This is a genomic window from Thermostichus sp. OS-CIW-32, from assembly GCF_054060415.1.
Genome location: NZ_JBSSDD010000002.1, coordinates 339,843 through 361,012, shown reverse-complemented (window position 1 = coordinate 361,012; position 21,170 = coordinate 339,843). Strand labels below are relative to the sequence as shown.

Annotated in this window: 17 protein-coding genes; 9 read left to right on the top strand and 8 right to left on the bottom strand. The window is 59.1% G+C overall.

The genetic code is table 11. The features are described 5' to 3' along the window. Positions 1-651: 651 nt before the first annotated feature. The 3 genes from ACVWY8_RS04275 to pyrR form a co-directional block, all read right to left on the bottom strand. Positions 652-1,224 (bottom strand): metal-binding protein, encoded by a 573-nt coding sequence (locus ACVWY8_RS04275; protein WP_457392894.1) that lies wholly within the window; start codon positions 1,222-1,224, stop codon positions 652-654. A 79-nt stretch (positions 1,225-1,303) separates the two neighbouring features. Then, positions 1,304-2,275, bottom strand: a complete 972-nt coding sequence (locus tag ACVWY8_RS04270) for a putative 2-dehydropantoate 2-reductase (RefSeq protein ID WP_457392897.1) — start codon at positions 2,273-2,275, stop codon at positions 1,304-1,306. 51 nt (positions 2,276-2,326) lie between these two features. Beyond that, complete coding sequence (gene pyrR, locus ACVWY8_RS04265) at positions 2,327-2,875, bottom strand: bifunctional pyr operon transcriptional regulator/uracil phosphoribosyltransferase PyrR (RefSeq protein WP_011433996.1); 549 nt, start codon at positions 2,873-2,875, stop codon at positions 2,327-2,329. A 147-nt stretch (positions 2,876-3,022) separates the two neighbouring features. Between pyrR and ACVWY8_RS04260 the strand changes: the two genes are divergently transcribed. After that, the gene (locus ACVWY8_RS04260; protein WP_457392899.1) at positions 3,023-3,553 is read left to right on the top strand and encodes a pentapeptide repeat-containing protein; all 531 of its coding nucleotides are present in this window, start codon (positions 3,023-3,025) and stop codon (positions 3,551-3,553) included. A 47-nt stretch (positions 3,554-3,600) separates the two neighbouring features. Here ACVWY8_RS04260 and ACVWY8_RS04255 read toward each other — a convergent pair whose 3' ends face one another. Continuing rightward, positions 3,601-4,314: a biliverdin-producing heme oxygenase gene (locus ACVWY8_RS04255; protein WP_457392901.1), complete on the bottom strand. Its 714-nt coding sequence runs from the start codon at positions 4,312-4,314 to the stop codon at positions 3,601-3,603. Between the two features lie 593 nt (positions 4,315-4,907). On the opposite strand from ACVWY8_RS04255, the gene rpoB reads away from it, so the two are divergent. From rpoB to ACVWY8_RS04235, 4 genes are all read left to right on the top strand, one after another. Then, positions 4,908-8,327 carry a DNA-directed RNA polymerase subunit beta gene (gene rpoB, locus ACVWY8_RS04250; RefSeq protein ID WP_457392903.1) on the top strand — a complete coding sequence of 1,140 codons (3,420 nt, stop codon included), beginning with the start codon at positions 4,908-4,910 and terminating at the stop codon, positions 8,325-8,327. A gap of 115 nt (positions 8,328-8,442) precedes the next feature. Next, positions 8,443-10,326, top strand: coding sequence for a DNA-directed RNA polymerase subunit gamma (locus ACVWY8_RS04245; protein ID WP_414382414.1), 1,884 nt, complete (start codon positions 8,443-8,445; stop codon positions 10,324-10,326). A gap of 53 nt (positions 10,327-10,379) precedes the next feature. After that, on the top strand, positions 10,380-14,297 hold the full coding sequence (locus tag ACVWY8_RS04240) for a DNA-directed RNA polymerase subunit beta' (RefSeq protein ID WP_457392905.1): 3,918 nt from the start codon (positions 10,380-10,382) through the stop codon (positions 14,295-14,297). Then, positions 14,275-15,000: a uracil-DNA glycosylase gene (locus ACVWY8_RS04235; RefSeq protein WP_457392908.1), complete on the top strand. Its 726-nt coding sequence runs from the start codon at positions 14,275-14,277 to the stop codon at positions 14,998-15,000. Before ACVWY8_RS04240 ends, ACVWY8_RS04235 begins: the two co-directional genes overlap by 23 nt. Here the strand turns inward: ACVWY8_RS04235 and tenA are convergent. The 3 genes from tenA to ACVWY8_RS04220 all read right to left on the bottom strand — a co-directional run bounded on the left by tenA (position 14,997) and on the right by ACVWY8_RS04220 (position 17,643). After that, complete coding sequence (tenA, locus tag ACVWY8_RS04230; RefSeq protein WP_414422213.1) at positions 14,997-15,656, bottom strand: thiaminase II; 660 nt, start codon at positions 15,654-15,656, stop codon at positions 14,997-14,999. The two genes, ACVWY8_RS04235 and tenA, sit on opposite strands and share 4 nt — an antisense overlap. Before the next feature lie 119 nt (positions 15,657-15,775). Further along, the gene (locus ACVWY8_RS04225; protein WP_011434004.1) at positions 15,776-16,801 is read right to left on the bottom strand and encodes a long-chain acyl-[acyl-carrier-protein] reductase; all 1,026 of its coding nucleotides are present in this window, start codon (positions 16,799-16,801) and stop codon (positions 15,776-15,778) included. A 110-nt stretch (positions 16,802-16,911) separates the two neighbouring features. Next, entirely contained in the window at positions 16,912-17,643 is a 732-nt protein-coding gene (locus ACVWY8_RS04220) for an aldehyde oxygenase (deformylating) (RefSeq protein WP_041436745.1), read from the bottom strand. Between the two features lie 194 nt (positions 17,644-17,837). Between ACVWY8_RS04220 and ACVWY8_RS04215 the strand changes: the two genes are divergently transcribed. Then, complete coding sequence (locus ACVWY8_RS04215) at positions 17,838-18,146, top strand: hypothetical protein (protein ID WP_414330858.1); 309 nt, start codon at positions 17,838-17,840, stop codon at positions 18,144-18,146. 14 nt (positions 18,147-18,160) lie between these two features. Here the strand turns inward: ACVWY8_RS04215 and ACVWY8_RS04210 are convergent, their stop codons facing one another. Next, positions 18,161-18,655, bottom strand: coding sequence for a pentapeptide repeat-containing protein (locus ACVWY8_RS04210; RefSeq protein WP_041436747.1), 495 nt, complete (start codon positions 18,653-18,655; stop codon positions 18,161-18,163). A 100-nt stretch (positions 18,656-18,755) separates the two neighbouring features. Here ACVWY8_RS04210 and ACVWY8_RS04205 point away from each other — a divergent pair, with 100 nt between their 5' ends. From ACVWY8_RS04205 to ACVWY8_RS04195, 3 genes are all read left to right on the top strand, one after another. Next, complete coding sequence (locus ACVWY8_RS04205) at positions 18,756-19,064, top strand: gas vesicle protein GvpV (RefSeq protein WP_414330861.1); 309 nt, start codon at positions 18,756-18,758, stop codon at positions 19,062-19,064. Between the two features lie 186 nt (positions 19,065-19,250). Beyond that, positions 19,251-20,282 carry an ABC transporter substrate-binding protein gene (locus ACVWY8_RS04200; RefSeq protein ID WP_457392911.1) on the top strand — a complete coding sequence of 344 codons (1,032 nt, stop codon included), beginning with the start codon at positions 19,251-19,253 and terminating at the stop codon, positions 20,280-20,282. Between the two features lie 46 nt (positions 20,283-20,328). Beyond that, positions 20,329-21,165, top strand: coding sequence for an ABC transporter permease (locus ACVWY8_RS04195; protein WP_414343731.1), 837 nt, complete (start codon positions 20,329-20,331; stop codon positions 21,163-21,165). The last annotated feature ends 5 nt before the right edge of the window (positions 21,166-21,170 follow it).

Here is a 21,170-nt window from a genome sequence, read left to right as displayed (position 1 = left end):
TTAGCACAGAACCTTGCTTAGCCTTGGAGAGGAGAAAAAGGGATCCCCGCTGAACGCAGGATGGCTAGTTCCGCCAGCACAGGATCCCTGCCGCATCCAAGACAAGAGAGGAAGACTGATGGATATGACTCCACCACTCAACTGAGTAACAGCATAGCTTTATTGAGATTGAATCGCAATACCTAGCCAACGTAAGAGGAAATGTTCTTGACAAAACTGCTTCAAGTAGTCGTTTCAAGTTAGGGTGAGACGCTTGGGCTACTGAGGAGAGCCTTCTGATTCCCTGTATTCAAGGCTTTAGGTATGGGTGCAGTGTCCCAGTTTGAATCGAAATGGCCACAAGCAGAGTACCTGGGCTAAAGGGTAATTGGCCAAGATTTGCAGTTTCAGCCCTCTTGAGAGGATAGGTCGCGGAGTTGTGGGCACAGCACAGGTTCGAGGGGGGGTGAGGGGCTGATAGCAGTCGTGGTTCTTATTACCCTCTATTTCAACTGCTCGCGTAGCGGGCCGGAGGCCTTAGCAGGAAGCAACCGGTCGTTTGTTTCACCTTGACGGTGAGATAAATGACTACGCGTTGCGGAACAGTAGGTAACCTTACTGCCATTCAAATGCCGTGGCGGGCGAAAAATCAAACCTTGGCCCAATGGATCCCTAGCGACGATAGCTGAGTCGCCTGGCAGGAGATCGAACCTGACGGCGTTTTCTGCGCCAGCGTTTCCAGCGGGAGACCATCCAGTCGCTTAGGCTGTGGTTCACCGATCCCAGTTCCAGCCCCATCCCAATCCAAAACAGCATCTCGGCGTGAACTTGCAGCAATTGCCAGAGATCGCTGCGCCACACCCAGGGTTGCCACATCCACCAGCCCAACCGGGATCCCAGCCAAGCCCCCAGCAGGCCAGCTCCTCCTGCCCATAGGCTCAAGTACAGTACCCGCACGGCAGTGCCCACGATGGGCCCATGAGACCAAAAGGAGCGATGCCGCATCCACTTGCGGTAGGGCAGCCAAATCCAGCGCAAGAACAGCCAGCGTTGATACTGTCGGGAACAGGTGTCCAGATCTCCAGAAAACATCAGGCCGCTGAACAGATAGGCGGATCCCACAGCCAGGGCAACTGTGGTGCTGTTCCCCAACACACCGGCGGCTAGGGTGATGCCGGGGGCCGTCCAGAGGGTAATGCGATCGTGGGTGGATCCCAGCGGCATAAAGCCAGAGCAACAGTACACGACTGCGGCTCAGTCTACCCGCAAGCAAAGGAGAAAGCCTGCTCCAGCCCTGGGATCGCTCCGCCGGATCTTGAAAAACTTAAGCCTGCTGCTCCCCAGGGATCCCTCGATTCAGGCGATCCAACACCTGCAACTGTCGGTAGAGCATTTCAACCCGTGGCAGATGGATCCCAGCTTGTCGAGCGTACTGCAGTGGGTTGCCGAAGATCACCTGCAGTTCCAGAGGACGTTTGCGCTCATAGTCGATTTTCATGCTGGTGCGGTAGGGGGCCATTTTCTCGGTATTGGTGAGCATTTCTTGGATCAGGGAGTTGGGAAGCAGGCGATCACAAGCTGCAGCTCCCTGTATCACCTCCTGCATCAGCGTTTCCGCCAAAGCACGGGCCTCAGGGTCTCGAATCATTTGCTGAGTATCGGCATTGAACACCACCGAGAGGCCGTTGAAGGGAATATTCCAGACCAGTTTCTGCCAGCGGGCCAACATCAAATCTGGTGAGAGCGAAGTCGGGATCCCTGCCCGTTGAAAATCGGCTTGAACTTGTTGAAGGCGGGGCGTGATCCCTTGGGGGGCATAGCCAGGGCCGTACTCTGCCAGCAGCACCGAACCGTAATCCAGATGGTGAATGTGGCCGGGGCCAACCTTATTGGAGCTGATGAAGCAGAGGCCCCCCATGACCCGCTCTGGGCCAACGCAATCGGCAATCTCGGGTTCCACCCCCAGCCCGTTTTGCAACAAGATCACCACGCCATTCTCGGCCAACACAGGCGGGATCAAGTGCGGCAGAAGCGCATTTTGGGTGGCTTTCAAAGCCACGATCACGCCTTCGCAAGCCGGCATGTCCTCCACGGCTGCGTAGGCATTCACCTGGGGCAAATGAAAATCCCCCCAGCAGGACTGCACCCACAGGCCGTTTTGGCAAACATGCTCATAGTCGCTGTGCAGCAGAAAATGCACCGCAAAGCCCGCCTGTTGCAATTTCGCCCCATAAAATCCTCCCAAAGCACCCGTACCCAAAACAGCGTAACGGCGAGTTTCCGGCAACCGAGGCATGGCGGCAAGTTTTAGCAGGTCATCCCCAAAATACCGCACCCCAGCGCCGGCTCAGGACTTGATCTTTGCCGTTTTGTCTATCAACAGCACCCGCTCTTCCGCATCGGTTTCCCGCAGATGGACTCTCACCGTTTGCTCCGGTTCTGTAGAAAGCTGACAACCGCAGTAATCGGGCTGGATGGGAAACTGTCGGTGACCCCGGTCAATCAACACCGCCAATCGCACCCGTTCCGGTCGCCCAAAGTGGTTTAGGGCCTCCAAAGCCGCCCGGACGGTGCGACCGCGAAAGATCACATCATCCACCAGCACCACCTCTTGGCCGGTTAGGTCACGCGGCATTTCGCTGCGATCGGGGGTGCGCAACCCGCCGGCGCTCAAATCGTCGCGGAAAAAAGTGATGTCCAGCTCCCCCACTTGGGGCGGGATCCCCAGTAGAGTGGCAATCCGATCCCGCAGGCGGTAGGCCAGGGGAACTCCCCGGGTGCGAATGCCGATCAACGTCAACTTTTGGAGGTGGGGATGATCCCTGCCGATCGCCTCTGCCAGACCCTCGATCAGCCCGGCCAACTGCTCCGCATCGAAGACCTCGATCTCGGACATGGATCCCTGTCGCCCCCTCGCCAATCGCGGATCTGGTCTGTAGAAGACTTTAAGATAGCCCAATCTGCCGGCGGGATCCCTATCCGGTAAGATAAAACCAGAAGCAATTCCCAAGCCATGGAGGTTTCCTTGAGGGAGGGATCCACGATGTCTGTTGCTTGGCTGGCTTCGGTTCTGGCGAGGCGGTCTTGGCTGAGCCGTTTCCTGCGGGGGATGGTGCTTTGCGGGCTGATACTCTGCCTGGGGGTTACTCCGCTGGGATCCCCGGCCCAGGCAGAGGACTACACCAAACGAGATCTGCAGGGGGTGAGCTTTTCAGGGCAAGACCTGAGCGGCTGGAAGTTTCTCAAGGCCAACCTGCGCCAAAGCGATCTCAGCCACGTGAAGGCGGCAGGGGCAAACCTATTCGGGGCCAATCTCAGCAAAGCCAACTTGCGCGGGGCCGACCTGCGGGGGGCCACTTTGGACATGGCCAACTTACAGGGTGCGGATCTGCGAGAAGCGCAACTGCAGGACAGCATGATGTGGCTGGCCCGAGTCGAAGGGATCCAAATTGATGGGGCGGATTTCACCAATGCGTTGATACGGCAAGACGCCCTCTCCATCCTCTGTGAACGGGCCACCGGCGTTAACCCTGTAACTGGTCGGGCCACCCGCGACACCCTCGAATGTAACTAGCCCTCACCCCCTCTCCTCTGGGAGAGGGGAGATCTGGAATCTAGGGCTCAGGAGCTGGGAGCGGCTGCCTCAGAACGGGTGGGCTTGCGTTGAAACTGGCTGAGCAGCGAATTCCAGGCCAAGCGGGCCATCGACAACAGCCAATTCCCCTCCAACTCCCTAAACAAGTCCATGTTCAGCTTGAAGGCATAATTGGCCTCTGCCACAATGCGGTCGATGGTGGCTTGATCCAGCTCCAACGCATCCAGCTGGGCACGGTAGCGCTGCTTGAACTTGCCCTCGTGGGGGATCTGCTCGAAATCGTAGAAGGCCGTTCCTTCCCCCTGCGGCAAGCCCATGGCCCGGCGGGCGATGTTTTTGAGGATTTGGCCACCCGACAAGTCACCGATGTAGCGGGTATAGGCGTGGGCGATCAGGAGAAGTGGATCTTTTTCCACCACTTCTCGGATGCGGTTGACATAGACCTGGCAGGCAGGGGAGGGCTTGACCACAGCGCGCCAATTGGGGCCGATAAAATAATTCAAGTCCTTCTCCAAGCTGGTCTTGCGCCACAGCTCCGGGTAGTAGAACCGGCCCACCAGCGGGTGCTCTCGCAGTTGGGCAAAGCCCTCTTCCAGAGCACTGTAGACAAAGTAGAAATTGCCCAGGTAGCGGCTGTAGGCCCGCTTATCCACCACTCCCTTCAGGAAACACTTGATAAAGGCCATGTTCTCGGCCATAGTGTGGGACTGCTTGGTGCCCTCCCGCAACTGGGCCGACAAGCTGTGGTCCCGGTTATACAGATCACTCTTTTTATTCTGATTGTTCTGACTTTGACTCACAAAACCCTCCTCGCCAACAAACTGTGCTTCATTAGATCACCCGCAGATCACCCGCAAGCCATCCCGAGGTTCCCCCAGCCTGAGAAGCTTTGTAAACCCATTCCCGATCCTTTCTCATGATTGATGGCTCCGCGTCTTGCCCCATAGCCTGCATCAACAGCGTGCATTTCAAAAGCGACAAAGACCGGCGCCGCGTCCACCCTGGCGACCGGCTGAGCCTGTCAGAACCACCCCTCCGATCCCCAAGGTCGACCGGAAATCCGAGCTGGAGCAGCGGATGATCCGCAAAAACGGTTAAAGATTAGAATAATCTGCTTGAGTGTGAATGGATGTGAACAATCCTTAAGGCACGGTGGGAATCGTCCCTGCTCCGGCAGCCAAAAGGGGATCCCCAGCGGTTTTGCCGAGATTTTCCAAGTGAGCCCTCAAGGGATCCGGACAGTCCCTCGGCCTTTGTAACGTTCGTTGACGATCGTTGGCGGGGTTTCTATAATGGAAGGCCTGACTGCAGCGCGACCCCTCCCGAGCAACGCATGACACAATTAGCAGTGCCATCCCCTGTCGCTCCTACCTTTCCTGACCTGGTGGAGATTCAGCGGGAGAGTTTCTTGTGGTTTTTGCGAGAAGGGTTTGAAGAGGAGCTTCTCAGCTTTTCCCCCATCGTCGATTACACCGGCAAGCTGGAACTGCATTTCCTGCCCGAATATCGCCCTGGGGATCCCTCCAAAGGGTACAAGATCAACCGCCCCCGCTACGACCCTGAGGAGGCCAAGCGGCGGGATGCCACCTACCAAGCGCAGATCCGGGTGCCCACTCGCCTGATCAACAAAGAGACCGGCGAGATCAAAGACATGGACGTCTTCATCGGCGAACTGCCCTTGATGACGGATCGGGGCACCTTCATCATCAACGGCGCCGAGCGGGTGATCGTCAACCAAATTGTGCGCAGCCCCGGCGTCTATTACAAATCGGAGCTGGACAAAAACGGGCGTCGCACCTACAGCGCCAGCCTCATCCCCAACCGCGGTGCCTGGCTGAAGTTCGAGACCGACAAAAACGGCCTGGTGTGGGTGCGCATCGACAAAACCCGCAAGCTCTCGGCGGCAGTTCTGCTGAAAGCCTTGGGCCTGAGCGACTCCGAGATTTACGACAACCTGCGCCACCCCGAATTCTTCCAGAAAACCATGGAGAAAGAGGGGCCCTACACCGAAGAAGAAGCCCTAATGGAGCTGTACCGCAAGTTGCGGCCCGGGGAACCCCCCACCGTATCGGGTGGCCAGCAGTTGCTGGAATCCCGCTTCTTCGACCCCAAACGCTACGATTTGGGCCGGGTAGGGCGCTACAAGCTGAACAAAAAGTTAAATTTGAACGTAGCCGAAAGTGTGCGGGTGCTTACCGTCACCGACATTTTGGCCGTCATCGACTACCTGATCAATTTGGAGTACGACATCGGCCATGTGGACGACATCGACCACCTGGGCAACCGCCGCGTGCGCTCCGTGGGTGAGCTGCTGCAAAACCAGGTACGGGTGGGCCTGAATCGCCTGGAGCGGATCATCCGAGAACGGATGACAGTCTCCGAGTCGGAAAACCTCACCCCGGCCTCTTTGGTCAACCCCAAACCCTTGGTGGCGGCCATTAAGGAGTTCTTCGGCTCCAGCCAGCTCTCCCAGTTCATGGATCAGACCAATCCCCTGGCGGAGCTGACCCACAAGCGCCGGTTATCTGCCCTGGGCCCCGGCGGCCTAAGTCGGGAACGGGCCGGCTTTGCGGTGCGGGATATCCACCCCAGCCACTACGGCCGCATCTGCCCCATCGAAACTCCAGAAGGCCCCAACGCCGGGTTGATCGGATCCCTGGCCACCCACGCCCGCGTCAACCAGTACGGCTTTATCGAAAGCCCCTATTACCGGGTCGAGAACGGCGTGGTGCGCAAAGATCTGGGCATGGTCTACCTCACCGCTGACGAAGAGGACGAGTACCGCGTGGCCCCTGGGGATGTGCCGGTGGATGCCGAGGGCCGCATCACTGCCGACTTGGTGCCGGTGCGCTACCGCCAAGAGTTCACCACCGCCCACCCCACAGAAGTGCACTACGTCCAAGTGGCGCCGGTGCAGGTCATCTCGGTGGCCACCTCCTTGATCCCCTTCCTGGAGCACGATGACGCCAACCGTGCCTTGATGGGAGCAAACATGCAGCGGCAGGCGGTACCCCTGCTTAAGCCGGATCGGCCCTATGTGGGCACTGGCCTGGAAGCCCAGGCGGCACGCGACTCCGGCATGGTGGTGGTGTCGCGCACCAATGGCGTGGTGACCTATGTCTCTGCCGACGAAATCGTGGTGCGGCCAGACGACGGCGGGGATCCAATTGTCTATCGCCTGCAGAAATACCAGCGCTCCAACCAAGACACCTGCCTCAACCAGCGCCCCCTTGTCTATACGGGGGATCGGGTATTGGCTGGCCAGGTGCTGGCGGATGGCCCGGCTACCGAGGGTGGCGAGCTGGCTTTGGGCCAAAACGTGTTGGTGGCCTACATGCCCTGGGAGGGCTACAACTACGAAGATGCCATCTTGATCAGCGAGCGGCTGGTCTACGACGATGTCTTTACCTCGGTACACATCGAGAAGCACGAGATCGAGGCCCGGCAAACCAAACTGGGCCCTGAGGAGATTACCCGCGAAATCCCCAACGTGGGGGAAGATGCCCTGCGCGACCTGGATGAAAACGGCATTGTGCGCATTGGGGCTTGGGTGGAGGCCGGCGACATTTTGGTGGGCAAAGTCACCCCCAAAGGGGAGTCGGATCAGCCCCCAGAAGAGCGGCTATTGCGGGCCATTTTCGGGGAAAAGGCTCGGGATGTGCGGGACAACTCCCTGCGGGTGCCCAACGGCGAGCGCGGTCGGGTGGTGGATGTACGCATCTTTACCCGCGAACAGGGGGATGAGCTGCCTCCCGGCGCCAACATGGTGGTGCGGGTCTACATTGCCCTCAAGCGCAAAATCCAGGTGGGGGACAAGATCGCGGGCCGTCACGGCAACAAAGGCATCATCTCCCGCATCTTGCCGATTGAGGACATGCCCCACCTAGCGGACGGCACACCGGTGGATGTGGTGCTCAACCCCTTGGGGGTGCCTTCCCGGATGAACGTGGGCCAAGTGTACGAGTGCCTGCTGGGCTGGGCAGCAGAGCATCTGGGAGTGCGCTTCAAGCTGATGCCCTTTGATGAGATGCACGGTTTAGAAGCCTCCCGTCTGACGGTGGAGGCCAAGCTGAGGGAAGCCCGAGAGAAGACCGGCAAGGACTGGATTTTTAACCCGGAAGGCAGGTACTGCGGCAAAATCCAGGTGTTTGATGGTCGCACCGGGGAGCCCTTCGACCAGCCCGTTACGGTGGGCCGCGCCTACATGCTGAAGCTGGTGCACTTGGTGGATGACAAGATCCATGCCCGCTCCACCGGCCCCTATTCTTTGGTGACCCAGCAACCGCTGGGGGGCAAGGCGCAGCAGGGCGGCCAGCGCTTTGGGGAGATGGAGGTGTGGGCTTTGGAGGCGTTTGGGGCAGCCTACATCCTGCAGGAGCTGCTCACCGTCAAGTCCGACGACATGGTGGGGCGCAACGAGGCTCTCAACGCCATTGTCAAGGGCAAGCCGATCCCTCGACCCGGCACGCCGGAGTCCTTCAAGGTGCTGGTACGGGAGCTGCAGTCCCTCTGCCTAGATGTGTCGGTACACAAGGTGGAGGTGGACAGCGAAGGGCAAACCCACGATGTGGAAGTGGATCTGATGGCCGATACCTCCAACCGTCATACTCCCTCTCGACCCACTTATGAATCGGTTACGGCTGAGGATCTCTCGCCATCACCCGCCTTTACCAGAGTGCTCCGCACCGCTGACGCGAATGCCAGCCGCAGCCTTGAGGAAGATGAGGACGAGGAGGAGGAAGAGGACTTTTGAGGGTTGAGAGCGCTCCCCACCCCTGACGCGAACGTGACGGGGATCCCATTCAACCCACGAAGGAGGGTGGGGCTTCCCTCTCCTTTGGGTTCAGCAAGCCAGGAGGAAAACGGCGATGGCCAAAACAGAGCAACGCTTTGACTACGTCAAAATTGGCTTGGCTTCTCCAGAACGGATCATGGAGTGGGGCCAGCGCACCCTGCCGAATGGTCAAGTGGTGGGGGAAGTCACCAAGCCCGAGACCATCAATTACCGCACCCTCAAGCCGGAGATGGATGGTCTTTTCTGTGAGCGCATCTTTGGGCCGGCCAAAGACTGGGAATGCCACTGCGGCAAGTACAAGCGGGTACGGCATCGGGGGATCGTCTGCGAGCGCTGTGGGGTGGAGGTAACCGAGTCGCGGGTGCGCCGCCACCGCATGGGCTACATCAAGTTGGCCGCTCCGGTCACCCATGTTTGGTATTTGAAAGGGATCCCCAGCCACATCGCCACCCTGTTGGATATGCCGCTGCGGGATGTGGAGCAGGTGGTATACTTCAACGCCTACGTAGTGGTGGATCCTGGCAATGCCCAGAATCTCTCCTACAAACAACTGCTGACGGAGGATCAATTCCTCGAGATCGAAGATCAGATGTACGAGGAGGGATCCGAACTGCAACTGCCGGAGAACTGGGCGATGATCGGGGCGGAGGCCATCGAGCGCCTGCTCAAGGATATCGACCTGGAAAAAGAGGCGGAGCAACTGCGGGAGGAGATCACCACTGCTCGCGGCCAAAAGCGGGCACGCCTGATCAAGCGGCTGCGGGTGATCGACAACTTCATTGCCACCGGATCCCGTCCGGAGTGGATGGTGTTGCGGGTGCTGCCGGTGATCCCGCCGGATTTGCGTCCCATGGTGCAGTTGGATGGGGGCCGCTTTGCCACCAGCGACCTCAACGATCTCTACCGTCGTGTTATCAACCGCAACAACCGTCTGGCCCGGCTGCAGGAGATCATGGCGCCGGAGATCATTGTGCGCAACGAAAAGCGCATGCTCCAGGAGGCGGTGGACGCGCTGATCGACAACGGTCGGCGGGGGCGCGTAGTGGCGGGGGCCAACAACCGTCCCCTCAAGTCCCTCTCCGACATCATCGAGGGCAAACAGGGGCGCTTCCGGCAAAACCTGTTGGGCAAACGGGTGGACTACTCCGGACGTTCGGTGATCGTGGTGGGGCCCAACCTGCGCATGCACCAGTGTGGCCTGCCCAAAGAGATGGCCATCGAGCTGTTCCAGCCCTTTGTCATCCACAAATTGATCAAGCGGGGCATCGTCAACAACATCAAGGCCGCCAAAAAGCTGATCCAAAGCAACGACCCGCAGGTTTGGGATGTGCTGGAGGACGTGATCGACGGCCACCCCGTCTTGCTCAACCGCGCTCCCACGCTGCACCGCCTCGGGATCCAAGCCTTTGAACCGATCCTGGTGGAGGGAAGGGCGATTCAACTTCACCCCTTGGTCTGCCCTGCTTTCAACGCCGACTTCGACGGCGACCAGATGGCGGTGCATGTGCCCCTGTCGTTGGAAGCCCAGGCGGAAGCGCGCCTGCTGATGCTGGCCACCAACAACATCCTCTCCCCGGCCACCGGCGCTCCCATCATCACCCCCAGCCAAGATATGGTGTTGGGGTGCTACTACCTGACGGCGGACAACCCCCACGCGCCAGATATTGGCGATCGCTTCTTCGCCAGCTTGGAAGATGCTCTCATCGCCTACGACCGCGGCGCCATCGGCCTGCACAGCAAGGTCTGGGTGCGCTACCACGGCCCGATGGAGTTGGGCAAGGGCGAAAAAGAGTCCGAGCCGCAAATCATCGAAGAAGCGGGCGGCATCCGCCTCAAGATCACCAACTACCGCCGTATCCGCGAAGATCAAAACGGCAACGTGATCAGCCAGTACATTCGCACCACGCCGGGCCGGATCATTTTTAACAAGACCGTGCAGGATATTTTGTCTGCGTAGTTACCCTCTGCCGTAGGACGGCTCTTCTCTCCCCTTCTCTCTAGCGAGGCATCATGAGCGAAAAAGGACGATTTTCCGCTGGCCTGTCGCGGCAGGCTGCCGACGGCAACAAAGCCGACGCCCCTTTGCCCCCTGTGCCCTTTCGCAACTATCAAATTGGCAAAAAAGAGCTGCGTAACCTGATTGCCTGGTCTTTTGCCCGCTACGGCACAGCCCGCACCGCTCAGATGGCGGATGCTCTGAAGACCCTGGGCTTCAAATACGCCACCCAGGCAGCCGTCTCCATCAGCGTCGAAGATCTGCGCGTTCCCCCCAGCAAGCGGCAGTTGTTGGCGCAAGCGGAAGCCGAAATCGAGGCGGCCACCGAGCGCTACACCCGCGGGGAAATCACAGAGGTGGAGCGCTACCAAAAGGTGATCGACACCTGGAACCAAACCAACGACCAGATCAAGGAGGAGATGCTCAGCAACTTCCGCCAGAACGATCCCCTCAACTCCGTCTACATGATGGCCAACTCGGGGGCAAGGGGGAATGTCTCCCAGGTGCGGCAGTTGGTGGGCATGCGCGGCCTGATGGCCAACCCCCAGGGGGAGATCATCGATTTGCCCATCAAAACCAATTTCCGCGAGGGCCTGACCGTTACCGAGTACATCATCTCTTCCTATGGGGCCCGCAAGGGCTTGGTGGATACGGCCCTGCGCACCGCCGACTCTGGCTACCTCACCCGCCGCTTGGTGGATGTGTCTCAGGATGTGATCGTGCGGGAATCTGACTGCGGCACTGAGCAGGGCATCCTTCTGGAATACCTGATGGATGGGGACAAGGTGGTGGTGTCTCTGGAAGAGCGCTTGGTGGGCCGAGTGTTGGCGCGCGACGTGGTGCATCCACAAACCCAGGAGATCCTCGCCCGCCGCAACCAAGAGGTGGATCACGACCTGGCCAAGACGATTGTGGAGGCCGGCATCCGCCAGGTGATGGTGCGTTCTCCCCTCACCTGTGAAGCCAACCGCTCCGTGTGCCGGATGTGTTATGGCTGGAGCTTGGCCCACTCCCGCCTGGTGGATCTGGGGGAAGCGGTCGGGATCATCGCCGCCCAATCGATTGGGGAGCCGGGCACCCAGTTGACCATGCGCACCTTCCACACGGGAGGCGTGTTTACAGGGGAGGTGGCCCGCCAAATTCGCGCCCCCTTTGCGGGTGTGGTGCGGTTCCCGAAAAATCTGCGCACCCGCCCCTTCCGTACCCGCCACGGCGACGATGCTCTACAAGTGGAGGTAAACAACCAAATCATCTTGGAAGGCCCAGACGGTCAACGGGAGTCCTTCGACATGACTCAGGGATCCACCCTGCTGGTGCGGGACGGAGCCCAGGTGCAGCGGGATCAGTTGATTGCAGAGGTGTCCCTGGCCAAGGCCAGCCGTAAGAGCACCGAGAAAGCCCAGAAAGAGGTGGTGGCCGACCTGGCTGGAGAAATTCGCTTTGCCGATCTGCCCATCGAGGAGAAGACTGACCGCCAGGGTAACACCACCTACACTGCCCAGCGGCAGGGATTGATCTGGGTGATGTCTGGACAGGTGTACAACCTGCCTCCGGGGGCCGAGCCGGTGGTGAAAAACGGGGATCGGGTGCAGGCGGGGGATGTGATCGCCGAAACCTCGCTGGTGACGGAGCATGGCGGCATTGTGCGGCTACCGGAGCGCAGCGACACCAGAAGTGGGCGCGAGGTGGAGATCATCAACGCTTCGGTGGTGTTGCGGGAAGCACGGGTACGGGTGGAATCCCACCAGGGGCGGGAACAATTTTTGCTGGACACTTCCAGTGGGCAGACCTTTGTTCTCAAGGCTACTCCGGGCACCAAAGTGGGCAACGATGAGGTGGTGGCGGAGCTGATCGACAACCACTTCCGCAGTCAGACGGGAGGCTTGGTGAAGTTCGCCGGCATTGAGGTGGCACGGCGCGGCAAGGCCAAGCAAGGTTACGAAGTCATCCAGGGCGGCACCCTGCTGTGGATCCCAGAAGAGACCCACGAGGTGAACAAGGACATCTCCCTGCTGAACGTGGACGATGGCCAGTATGTGGAAGCAGGCACTGAGGTGGTGAAAGACATCTTTTGCCAGAATGCCGGTGTTGTCGAAGTCATCCAGAAGAACGACATTCTGCGGGAGATTGTCATCAAGCCGGGATCCCTGCATCTGGTGGACAACCCCGCCGACTTGGAAGTGAAAAGTGGCACCCTAATCCAGCCAGGGCAACCGGTGCTCAGTAGCATCGTTCCCGACCGACTGGTCTACCTGGAACACGTGGAAACTCCCGAAGGCCCAGGCTTGCTGCTGCGTCCGGTGCAGGAGTACGAGATCCCCGACCGGCCCTTGGTGCCCACTCAAGAGTCCACCAGCGAGTCCGGTCGCTCCATTCGTCTGCGGGCGGTGCAGCGGGTTCCCTTCAAAGATGGGGAGCGGGTGAAGTCGGTAGGCCCTGTAGAGCTCCTGCGCACCCAACTGGTGCTGGAAATCGATACCGACGCCCCACAACTGAAGGCCGATATCGAGCTGATCCAAGATGAGAAGGATCCAGATATTCGCCGCCTGCAACTGGTGATTCTGGAAACCCTGTTGCTGCGCCGCGACGTGGAAGCGGATCTGACGCAGGGGAGTACCCACACGCGGCTGTTGGTGAAGGAAGGAGACTCCATCGCCAGCGGAGATGTTATCGCCCGCACCGAAATCCAAGCCAAAAAGGCCGGGATCGTCCAAGGGATCCGCGAGGGAGCGGAGGTGGTACGGCGGGTGCTGGTGATTACCGACGACGATCTGGTGCAGGTGCCCCTGACGGGCCCAGCCAATGTGGAAGTGGGGGCGCTGGTGCGGGCTGGGGACGAGCTTGCTCCCGGGATCCCTTCTCCACAGTCGGGACAGGTGATGCAGATAACGGACGGCCAAGTCCTGTTGCGGATGGCGCGGCCCTACTTGGTTTCTGCGGGTGCCATCCTGCAGGTACGGAATGGCGATCTGGTGCAGCGGGGGGATTCTCTGGCCCTCTTGGTGTTCGAGCGGGCCAAGACAGGGGACATCATCCAGGGTCTGCCACGGATTGAGGAGCTGCTGGAGGCCCGCAAGCCCAAGGAAATGTGTGTTCTGGCCAAGCGGCCCGGCACCGTTCAACTGAGCTGGCGGGGAGAAGAGCCAGATCTCAAGGTCATCGAAGCCGATGGCACGGTTAGAGACTATCCTGTGCTGCCGGGGCAGAGCTTGATCGTGGTAGATGGACAGCCGGTGGGGGTGGGGGATCCCCTAACCGATGGTCCTGCCAACCCCCACGACCTCTTGGAGATCTACTACGAGTACCATCGCCAAACCTTGGGAGATGACCAAGCCGCACGGTTGGCTCTGCGGGAGGTGCAGCGCTTCTTTGTCAACGAAGTGCAGAACGTCTACCGCTCCCAGGGGGTGGAGATCTCCGACAAACACATTGAGATCGTGGTGCGCCAGATGACCTCCAAGGTGCGGGTGGATGATGGTGGCGACACCATCCTGCTGCCGGGGGAGCTGGTGGAGTTGCGGGAAATCCAGCAGATCAATGCCACCATGGCCATTACTGGAGGAGCGCCGGCCAAATACACGCCCGTCCTGCTGGGGATCACCAAGGCCAGCTTGAATACCGACAGCTTCATCTCAGCGGCCAGCTTCCAGGAAACCACCCGCGTGCTGACTGAGGCGGCCATCGAGGGCAAATCCGACTGGCTGCGCGGCTTGAAGGAAAACGTAATCATCGGGCGCTTGATCCCGGCAGGCACGGGCTTCACCACCTACGAGGAGATTGCCGCCGAGCCGGAGCCTGACGAAGAGGAGGAAGAGCCTGCGGTGTTGCCGGAGCTGCCGCCTCGTTTGATCTTGGAAGATGATCAATTGATCGACGATTCCACCCCTGCCTTCGACGAGCTGGAGGAGGATGACGACGACGAGGAGGAGTAGGGCGCTGGGGATCCAGGAGTGGGCCACTTTGCAAGCTGAAATCGTCAGTTGCTGCCGCTGTCCCCGCTTGGTGGCTTGGCGAGAGGCAGTCGCCCTTCAGAAGGTGGCCCGTTTTCGGGAGCAGTCCTACTGGGGCAAGCCCGTTCCAGGATTTGGGGATCCGCAGGCGCGGCTGTGGGTGATCGGGTTGGCACCGGCAGCTCATGGGGGCAACCGCACCGGGCGGGTGTTTACCGGGGATCCCAGTGGGGACTGGCTGTTTCGCGCCTTGTACCGAGCTGGCTTTGCCAATCAGCCCACCTCTACCCACCGAGAGGATGGCCTGCAATTGCAGGATTGCTACATCTCAGCCGTGGTGCGCTGCGCTCCCCCAGACAATCGCCCCACCGTCACAGAAGCCAAGGCCTGCCTGAGCTACCTGAAACAAGAGCTGGAGCTGCTAACCCAGGTGCGGGTGATCCTGACGTTGGGGCATTTTGCCTTCCAACACGCTCTGATGCTCTTGTCGCCTCTCAGGCCCCGCCCCCGCTTTGGCCACAATTGCGTTATTCCTTTGGCAGAGGGTCGCTATTTGCTGGCGTCTTACCATCCCAGCCGGCGCAACACGGCCACACGGCTGCTGACGGAGCCGATGTTGGATGCCGTTTTCGCGCAAGCCCAGCAGTTGCTGTCTGGTAAGCCAGCCCGACCGGCTGAGGATTAGGCGGGTTGCCAAGATTCGAGGCGATAGGCACTGTCCCAAAACAGCCATTCCAACCGGGAGGCAGTGACAAAAGCTGCCCTCATCTTTTCCCGCAGCGGTTCTGTAGCCTGCTGAGCGACGGAGTCGGTGATGTCCAAAGCCTGCTGCACCACTTGGGCAAATTCTTCCCCGGCGTAGGTGTCGATCCACTGTTGGTAGGGATTGTCAGGCTGCGCGGTGCGATAGATGGTGGATCCCACCTCTCGGTAGATCCAAAAGCAGGGCAGCACAGCGGCAATGGCCACCTCATAGGGATCCACAGCCGCCGCAGCCAATAAAAAACGGGTATAGGTAAAACAAGCAGGAGCATAGGCCGTTTCTGGTTGAATGTCGTAGAGGCGAAAATAGCTTTCATGGAGGCTGCGTTCGGCCACAATGGCTCCCAGGGCAAAGTTCAAGAAACTCACCACCTGCTCAGCCCCTTCGGAACGAGCTCCAATCAAGGCCAGGGCGCGGGCAAAGTCGGTGAGATAAAGAGCATCCTGCTGCAAGTAAAACTGGAACCGCTGCCGCGATAGGCTGCCCGCTGCCAACTCTCGGTTGAAGGGGTGATCGAGGATTTGCTTGTAGATGGGCTGAATGGCTTGCCAAAGGTGGGCAGTAAAGGACTGGGGCATGGCGACCGTCTCTTGGTGTTTGGTCTTCAGGTTTCGTCCAGGTTCAGTCGATTGGTGATTGACCTGACCAGGGCCAGCACCTCTGCTGGGGCTGAGGCTTTCTTCATTTTGAATCTCAATTAGGCTTCGGGCATGAGGGGGCGGAACCCATGCTTGCGGGAAAGCTGCCCGATCAGATCCAATTTCTCAAGGGTGATCAAATTACGGCCCCAACTGAAATTGGTGTACAGCCCCTCAAACTCCAGCAGCATGGATTCAGCAAAGCAGGCAAAAAGCTGACGGGCCGGGTTGGCCACATTCAAAAACTGCATGATGTTCCATTCAATATCCAAAGAGTGCTCCACCATCCCCCCGTCAATGACGTAGAGTCCCTTTCGCTGCAAGCTGGAGGCGATGTTCTTTGGGTAGCCACCGTCGATGATGACACAGGGATCCGGCAACACTTGTGGATCGAGGGCCATGCCTTGGCTCATGCTGGCCACCCAAACGATAAAGTCAGCGCGGGGCAGGGCCTCTTCCAGCGAAGAGATCTCCCCCTGCTTGAGCTTGGCCTGCAATTCCTCCAGACGCCGTCGCTCTCGGGCGATGAGCAACAATTTGCCCAAGTGAGTGTGGGCCACCAACCATTGACAAATGGCGCTGCCGATATCTCCGGTCGCCCCCACCACCGCAACCGTAGCGGCTGCCAAGTCCATGGCGTAGCGCTGGGCCGCCAACTGCAGTTGCTGACAGATGATGTAGGCCGTGTGGGTATTGCCGGTGGTAAAGCGTTGGATCTCCAAGTCGATGTTGCGGACTCGCCGGAGACTGTCGAGGCGAAAAGTCTCAAAAATGATGCTGCTAAATCCCCCCAAAGCAGTAATGTTCAAGCCGCGCCGCTGGGCTAGGGCCATGGCATTCAACACTTTCCGACAAGCTGCCTTCACCCGTCCCCCCGCCAACATCTCCGGCAAGAAACAGGATTCGACGTACTGCCCATAAATCTTTTGGCCGGTGATGCTGGTTACCGTGATCTCGTCCACCACCTGAGGGGGAGCCATGCACCAGAACTCCAGGTCGCTCTCCGCATATTCGGAATAACCCAGCTTGTCTGCCACCCGCTTCGCATGGGCCAGGCTGGTCAAGTGCCCAATCAGGCCGAACATAAAGGTTTACCCGCTTGGATAACTGATGGATCCCATCAAAACATGTCCATACCCGCCTGTAGCCAGCCTAGAACTGCAGTCCGCCGGCAGAGGATGAATGCTGAGGTGGGTCATGCTGCCCGCAAACCCTGGGCTGAGAGGCGCATCACCTCGCGGGTGCTGAAGCCGATGTTGGCCAGCGCCTCTCCATAGGCAATCATAAAATCCTCGACGATGGCCTCGCGATCCATATAGATGGCTTCTACATCCTGGTCCACCTGCTGCAGCATCTGCCAGACCAAGGGCAGGTTCTGGGCGTTGGCCGCTTCGATCTGCCCTTTGACCTCGCCAAAATGCTCCCCTAGCCAGCGCTCTCCAAAATTGAGGTGCAGATATTCATCCTTGACCACCCCCTCGGTGATCTTGCGGGCAAACTCATCGGCGACGGGGATGTAAATGTTGTAGGCGGCAATGGCAAAGCATTCGATGATCAGCGACTGAATGACCAAGCAGGTAACTAGGTCTCCGGCTGCTGCCGCTTTTTGGAAATTGTTGCGCAAAGGGGCGAAGAAAGTGCGGGCAAACTCCCTATCCGGCTCTACCTGCAGGTTTTTGCCGCAGGATTGAAAGCCTTTCATGTGCCGCAATTCCATCTTGGCCAGCTTGTGCAGCTCCTCTGCCCCTTCCGGCAACATCTCGGCCAGCTTGAGGTAGTTGTCGTGGGCTTCTTGTTCCCCTTCGATCACAATGCCGTTGATGCGAGAGTAGGCCTGCCGGTAAACCGCGCTGCCATAGTCCAAGGTGGTGCCACCCTCATCGGCTAAAGGCTGGGGGGTATTGGGCAGGACGTTCACTGGGGCCATACTCATGCATCTCCTCTCGGTGTTGTTTGGGTGTTGTTGATTGTCTATGCTGACTCGACAATCGCCTCGATTGCAGTTGAATCGCTCTCTTAATCAGAATAGCTGTAGCTGCCGCAGAATTGGCGGGATTCCTTTTGCGGAATGATAGGGGTCTGCTAGGGTGAGGGTTCGAGTGCCGTTGTGGAGCCTGCTGTATGTCTGCTCTTGGGGATGGCCTGAACCAACTGCGCCAGTTGCTGGTGGAGCTGGAGGAACGATCCCTCGATCAGCCGATTGGCAGTGCCGAGGAGGTGTTGCAGGCCATTGAGCTAGCCACGGCTTTTGAGCTGTTTGAGGCGGAGAGCAGCGGTTTGCTGCTGCAGATTGTGGCCAATCTCTGGGATCGGGTACGGCAGCAGGATTTGTCTCCAGGGGAGATTCAGACGGTATCGGAGAAGTTGCGGGCGGTGGGCTATACCGATGCCGAAATTCAGGAGATCCTGGACTTGGAGCCGGAGGACTAGCCCCATTTCCCCCTCTAGGCTTGAACCATGCCCAGCTCCACCGGTGTAACACCCGCTTCCATCTGAGTGGTGGCGTCGTAGCAAGCCCCTCGCAGGTTGGCCAGCTTGAGTTTGCACTGGGCAAGAAGGGCTCCTCTCAAGTTGGCCCCGGTGAGATTGGCCCCTGCCAGGTCCGCTTGGCTGAGATCGGCTTCGCTCAAGTCCGCTTCGGCCAGGTTGGCCCCACGCAAGTTGGCTCCTTGCAATCGGGATCCCTGCAGCTTGGCTTTCTCTAGGTTGGCCAGCCGCAGGTTGGATCCCTGCAGATCCGCTTGGCTGAGGTCGGCGCCGCTCAGGTAGGCCCGCTCCAGGTTGGCAGAGGCCAGCTTTGCCTGGCGGAGAATGGATCCCCCCAAGTCGATCCCGGCCAAGTCGGCCCCGGCCAGATCAGCTCCGGCCAGTTGGCTGTTGCTGAAGTCCCGCTCACCGCTGCCGTAGCGTTGCAACAGGTCTGCTCCAGTTTCCACCATCGCTGTTTTCCACACCGGACGAATGGATCCTACCTAGGAATAGAAGGGCCGCCAAGAGCACGCTAGGATAGGCGCAAGCCGTTTTCCGGGATCCCCCCTTATGAGCTTGCCCCGTGTGCCCCGAACTCGACCTCGCCCCAAGCTGCGCTCGATCCCTCGCCGCCAAACCGAATCCGCCCTCTATGCCGAAATGCAGCAGCTCACTGTCGAAAAGCAGCGGCTCAACCAAGAGCTAGAGTTTATTCGAGAGCGGCAAGGGCAAATCCACGCGCGACTTCAGGAAATCGAGCAGGCCATGCAACACCTTCAGCAGGAGGCAAAAGCCTTTCGGGATCCCGCTCCCCCCTCTGAACCCGCCCAGCTCAGATCCCGCCCTTCCCGCTTCCCGCCCATGACCTTCGAGTATTGAGGGATCCCCTTGGTTAAGTCCCATCACTCTGGAAGATCGGAAAATCCAAAGCCAACCCAAGCAACAAGTTGGGGGATTTTGTAGCCAAATTAACTATTTGCTGCTCGTCTCAAGCCGACCCTAGAATCCAGGCCAGCGAACAGCCATTCTCAAGCTGGCTGCACAGTTACTTGAACTTCCAGGCTTATGACTTCTTCTCTACAGATCTCGCGTCGCCGCCGGTTTTTGTCCTGGGTGCTGGGGTTGTTGCCCACCCTTTTGCTGGGAAGCTCCTCTCCCGCTCTGGCCCGACCCCCCATTCAGATGGGCTACAGCAATTGGGCAGGTTGGTGGCCGTGGGCCATTGGAGAAGAAGAGGGCATTTTCAAGAAAAATGGGGCCAACGTGCAGTTGCGCTGGTTCGATGGCTACATTGAGTCGATGGAAGCCTTTGCCGCCGGACAACTGGATGCCAATACCCAAACCCTGAACGATACGCTCTCCTTCGCGCCGAAATCTGTGAATGGTCAGGTGGTGGTGCTGGTCAACGACAACTCGGCAGGCAACGACAAGATCATCGTCCGGGAAGGGATCAACACCATTGCCGACCTAGTGGGTAAGCGGGTGGCTGTGGAAGAAGGCGTGGTGGATGACTTTCTGCTGACGCTGGGGCTGGAGCGGGAGGGATTTTCCCGCGACGATGTGATCATTGTGCCCTTGGAAACCGGAGCCGCCGCCGCTGCTTTTGCTGCCGGTCAGGTGGATGCGGTGGGAGCCTTTCCGCCCTTTTGGTTGACAGCCCTGGAGCGCCCTGGAAGCAAGGAGCTGTTCTCTTCGGCGGAGTTCCCAGGGGCCATTCCCGATTTGTTGGTGGTCAGCCAAAAATTGATTGACGAGCAGCCGGATCAGGTGCAGGCTTTGGTGAATAGCTGGTTCGATATTCTGAAGTTCATGGAGGAGAACCCGCAGCGAGCCGACGAAATCATGGCCAGACGTGCCGGTGTCACCCCAGAGGAGCTGCAACTGTTCAAAGATGGCATTCGTTTCTTCACCATAGAAGACAACCTAAAAGCCTTCAGCCCCGGCGAGGGAATGCAGCACATGCCCTATGCGGCCAGACAAATGGTGGACTTCATGGTGAGAGTGGGCTTCATCTCGGAGGGGCCCAAGGATCTGGAGGCATTGTTCGATGACCGCTTCGTTCGCGCCTATGCCGAGTCGGTGGGTGTTAGACGGTGAGAGATATCCGGGATCCCTTCATGGGCCACCAGTGAGGTAAGGTACGATGCTGACTGCTCCGGCTGAATCGCCTCCACCCACCCGCCCCAGTCTGCCCCCGACGGTGTTTTGGCGCATTGCCGAAGAGATCCCGCGCCCCTTGGCCTTGCTGCTGACGGCGCTATCGGTGCTGGTGCCTTTCGGCTTGTGGTGGGGCCTATCGGTCTCGGGGTGGGTACCGCCGCGTTTTTTGCCTTCTCCCCCTTCGGTATGGGCGGCCCTGCTGCGCCTGTGGCGAGACGGCCTGCTGTGGAAGGATACCTTGGCCAGCTTCAGTCGGGTTAGCAGCGGTTTTCTGTTGGCAGCAGTGGTGGCGACCCCCATCGGCATTGCCATGGGCACCTTCGCCAGCATCCGCGCCTTGATCGAGCCGATTAGCGGCATCTTTCGCTACATGCCCGCTCCTGCCTTCACCCCGCTGTTGATTATTTACTTGGGTTTGGATGAGGCCCCCAAGATCGGGTTAATTTTCATCGGCACCGTTTTCTTCAACATGCTGATGATCATGGATGCGGTGAAGTTCATTCCCAAAGAGCTGATCGAGGCCACCTACACCTTGGGGGGGCGGCGCTGGCAGGTGTTGCTGCAGGTGATCACTCCATACATCACCCCGAACATTCTCGACACCTTCCGCGTCAACATGGCTGCCTCTTGGAACTTGGTGGTGGTGGCAGAATTGGTGGCCGCCAATGAGGGTTTGGGTAGGCGGATCCAGCTAGCCCAGCGCTTCTTTAGAACCGACGAGATTTTTGCGTGCTTGATTGTGTTGGGGCTGATCGGCTTTCTGCTGGATTGGCTGCTGCGACGCTTGGTACGTTTGACCTGTCGTTGGGCCTTTTTATGAGGTGG

What these genes read in the sequence shown, in the direction of transcription:
- ACVWY8_RS04205 (WP_414330861.1), top strand. Translation starts at nt 18,756, where the DNA reads ATGAGCTTGCCCCGTGTGCCCCGAACTCGACCTCGCCCCAAGCTGCGC.
- rpoB (WP_457392903.1), top strand. Translation starts at nt 4,908, where the DNA reads ATGACACAATTAGCAGTGCCATCCCCTGTCGCTCCTACCTTTCCTGAC.
- tenA (WP_414422213.1), bottom strand. Translation starts at nt 15,656, where the DNA reads ATGCCCCAGTCCTTTACTGCCCACCTTTGGCAAGCCATTCAGCCCATC.
- ACVWY8_RS04200 (WP_457392911.1), top strand. Translation starts at nt 19,251, where the DNA reads ATGACTTCTTCTCTACAGATCTCGCGTCGCCGCCGGTTTTTGTCCTGG.
- ACVWY8_RS04225 (WP_011434004.1), bottom strand. Translation starts at nt 16,801, where the DNA reads ATGTTCGGCCTGATTGGGCACTTGACCAGCCTGGCCCATGCGAAGCGG.
- ACVWY8_RS04240 (WP_457392905.1), top strand. Translation starts at nt 10,380, where the DNA reads ATGAGCGAAAAAGGACGATTTTCCGCTGGCCTGTCGCGGCAGGCTGCC.
- pyrR (WP_011433996.1), bottom strand. Translation starts at nt 2,875, where the DNA reads ATGTCCGAGATCGAGGTCTTCGATGCGGAGCAGTTGGCCGGGCTGATC.
- ACVWY8_RS04245 (WP_414382414.1), top strand. Translation starts at nt 8,443, where the DNA reads ATGGCCAAAACAGAGCAACGCTTTGACTACGTCAAAATTGGCTTGGCT.
- ACVWY8_RS04270 (WP_457392897.1), bottom strand. Translation starts at nt 2,275, where the DNA reads ATGCCTCGGTTGCCGGAAACTCGCCGTTACGCTGTTTTGGGTACGGGT.
- ACVWY8_RS04220 (WP_041436745.1), bottom strand. Translation starts at nt 17,643, where the DNA reads ATGGCCCCAGTGAACGTCCTGCCCAATACCCCCCAGCCTTTAGCCGAT.
- ACVWY8_RS04195 (WP_414343731.1), top strand. Translation starts at nt 20,329, where the DNA reads ATGCTGACTGCTCCGGCTGAATCGCCTCCACCCACCCGCCCCAGTCTG.
- ACVWY8_RS04215 (WP_414330858.1), top strand. Translation starts at nt 17,838, where the DNA reads ATGTCTGCTCTTGGGGATGGCCTGAACCAACTGCGCCAGTTGCTGGTG.
- ACVWY8_RS04210 (WP_041436747.1), bottom strand. Translation starts at nt 18,655, where the DNA reads ATGGTGGAAACTGGAGCAGACCTGTTGCAACGCTACGGCAGCGGTGAG.
- ACVWY8_RS04260 (WP_457392899.1), top strand. Translation starts at nt 3,023, where the DNA reads ATGTCTGTTGCTTGGCTGGCTTCGGTTCTGGCGAGGCGGTCTTGGCTG.
- ACVWY8_RS04235 (WP_457392908.1), top strand. Translation starts at nt 14,275, where the DNA reads ATGACGACGACGAGGAGGAGTAGGGCGCTGGGGATCCAGGAGTGGGCC.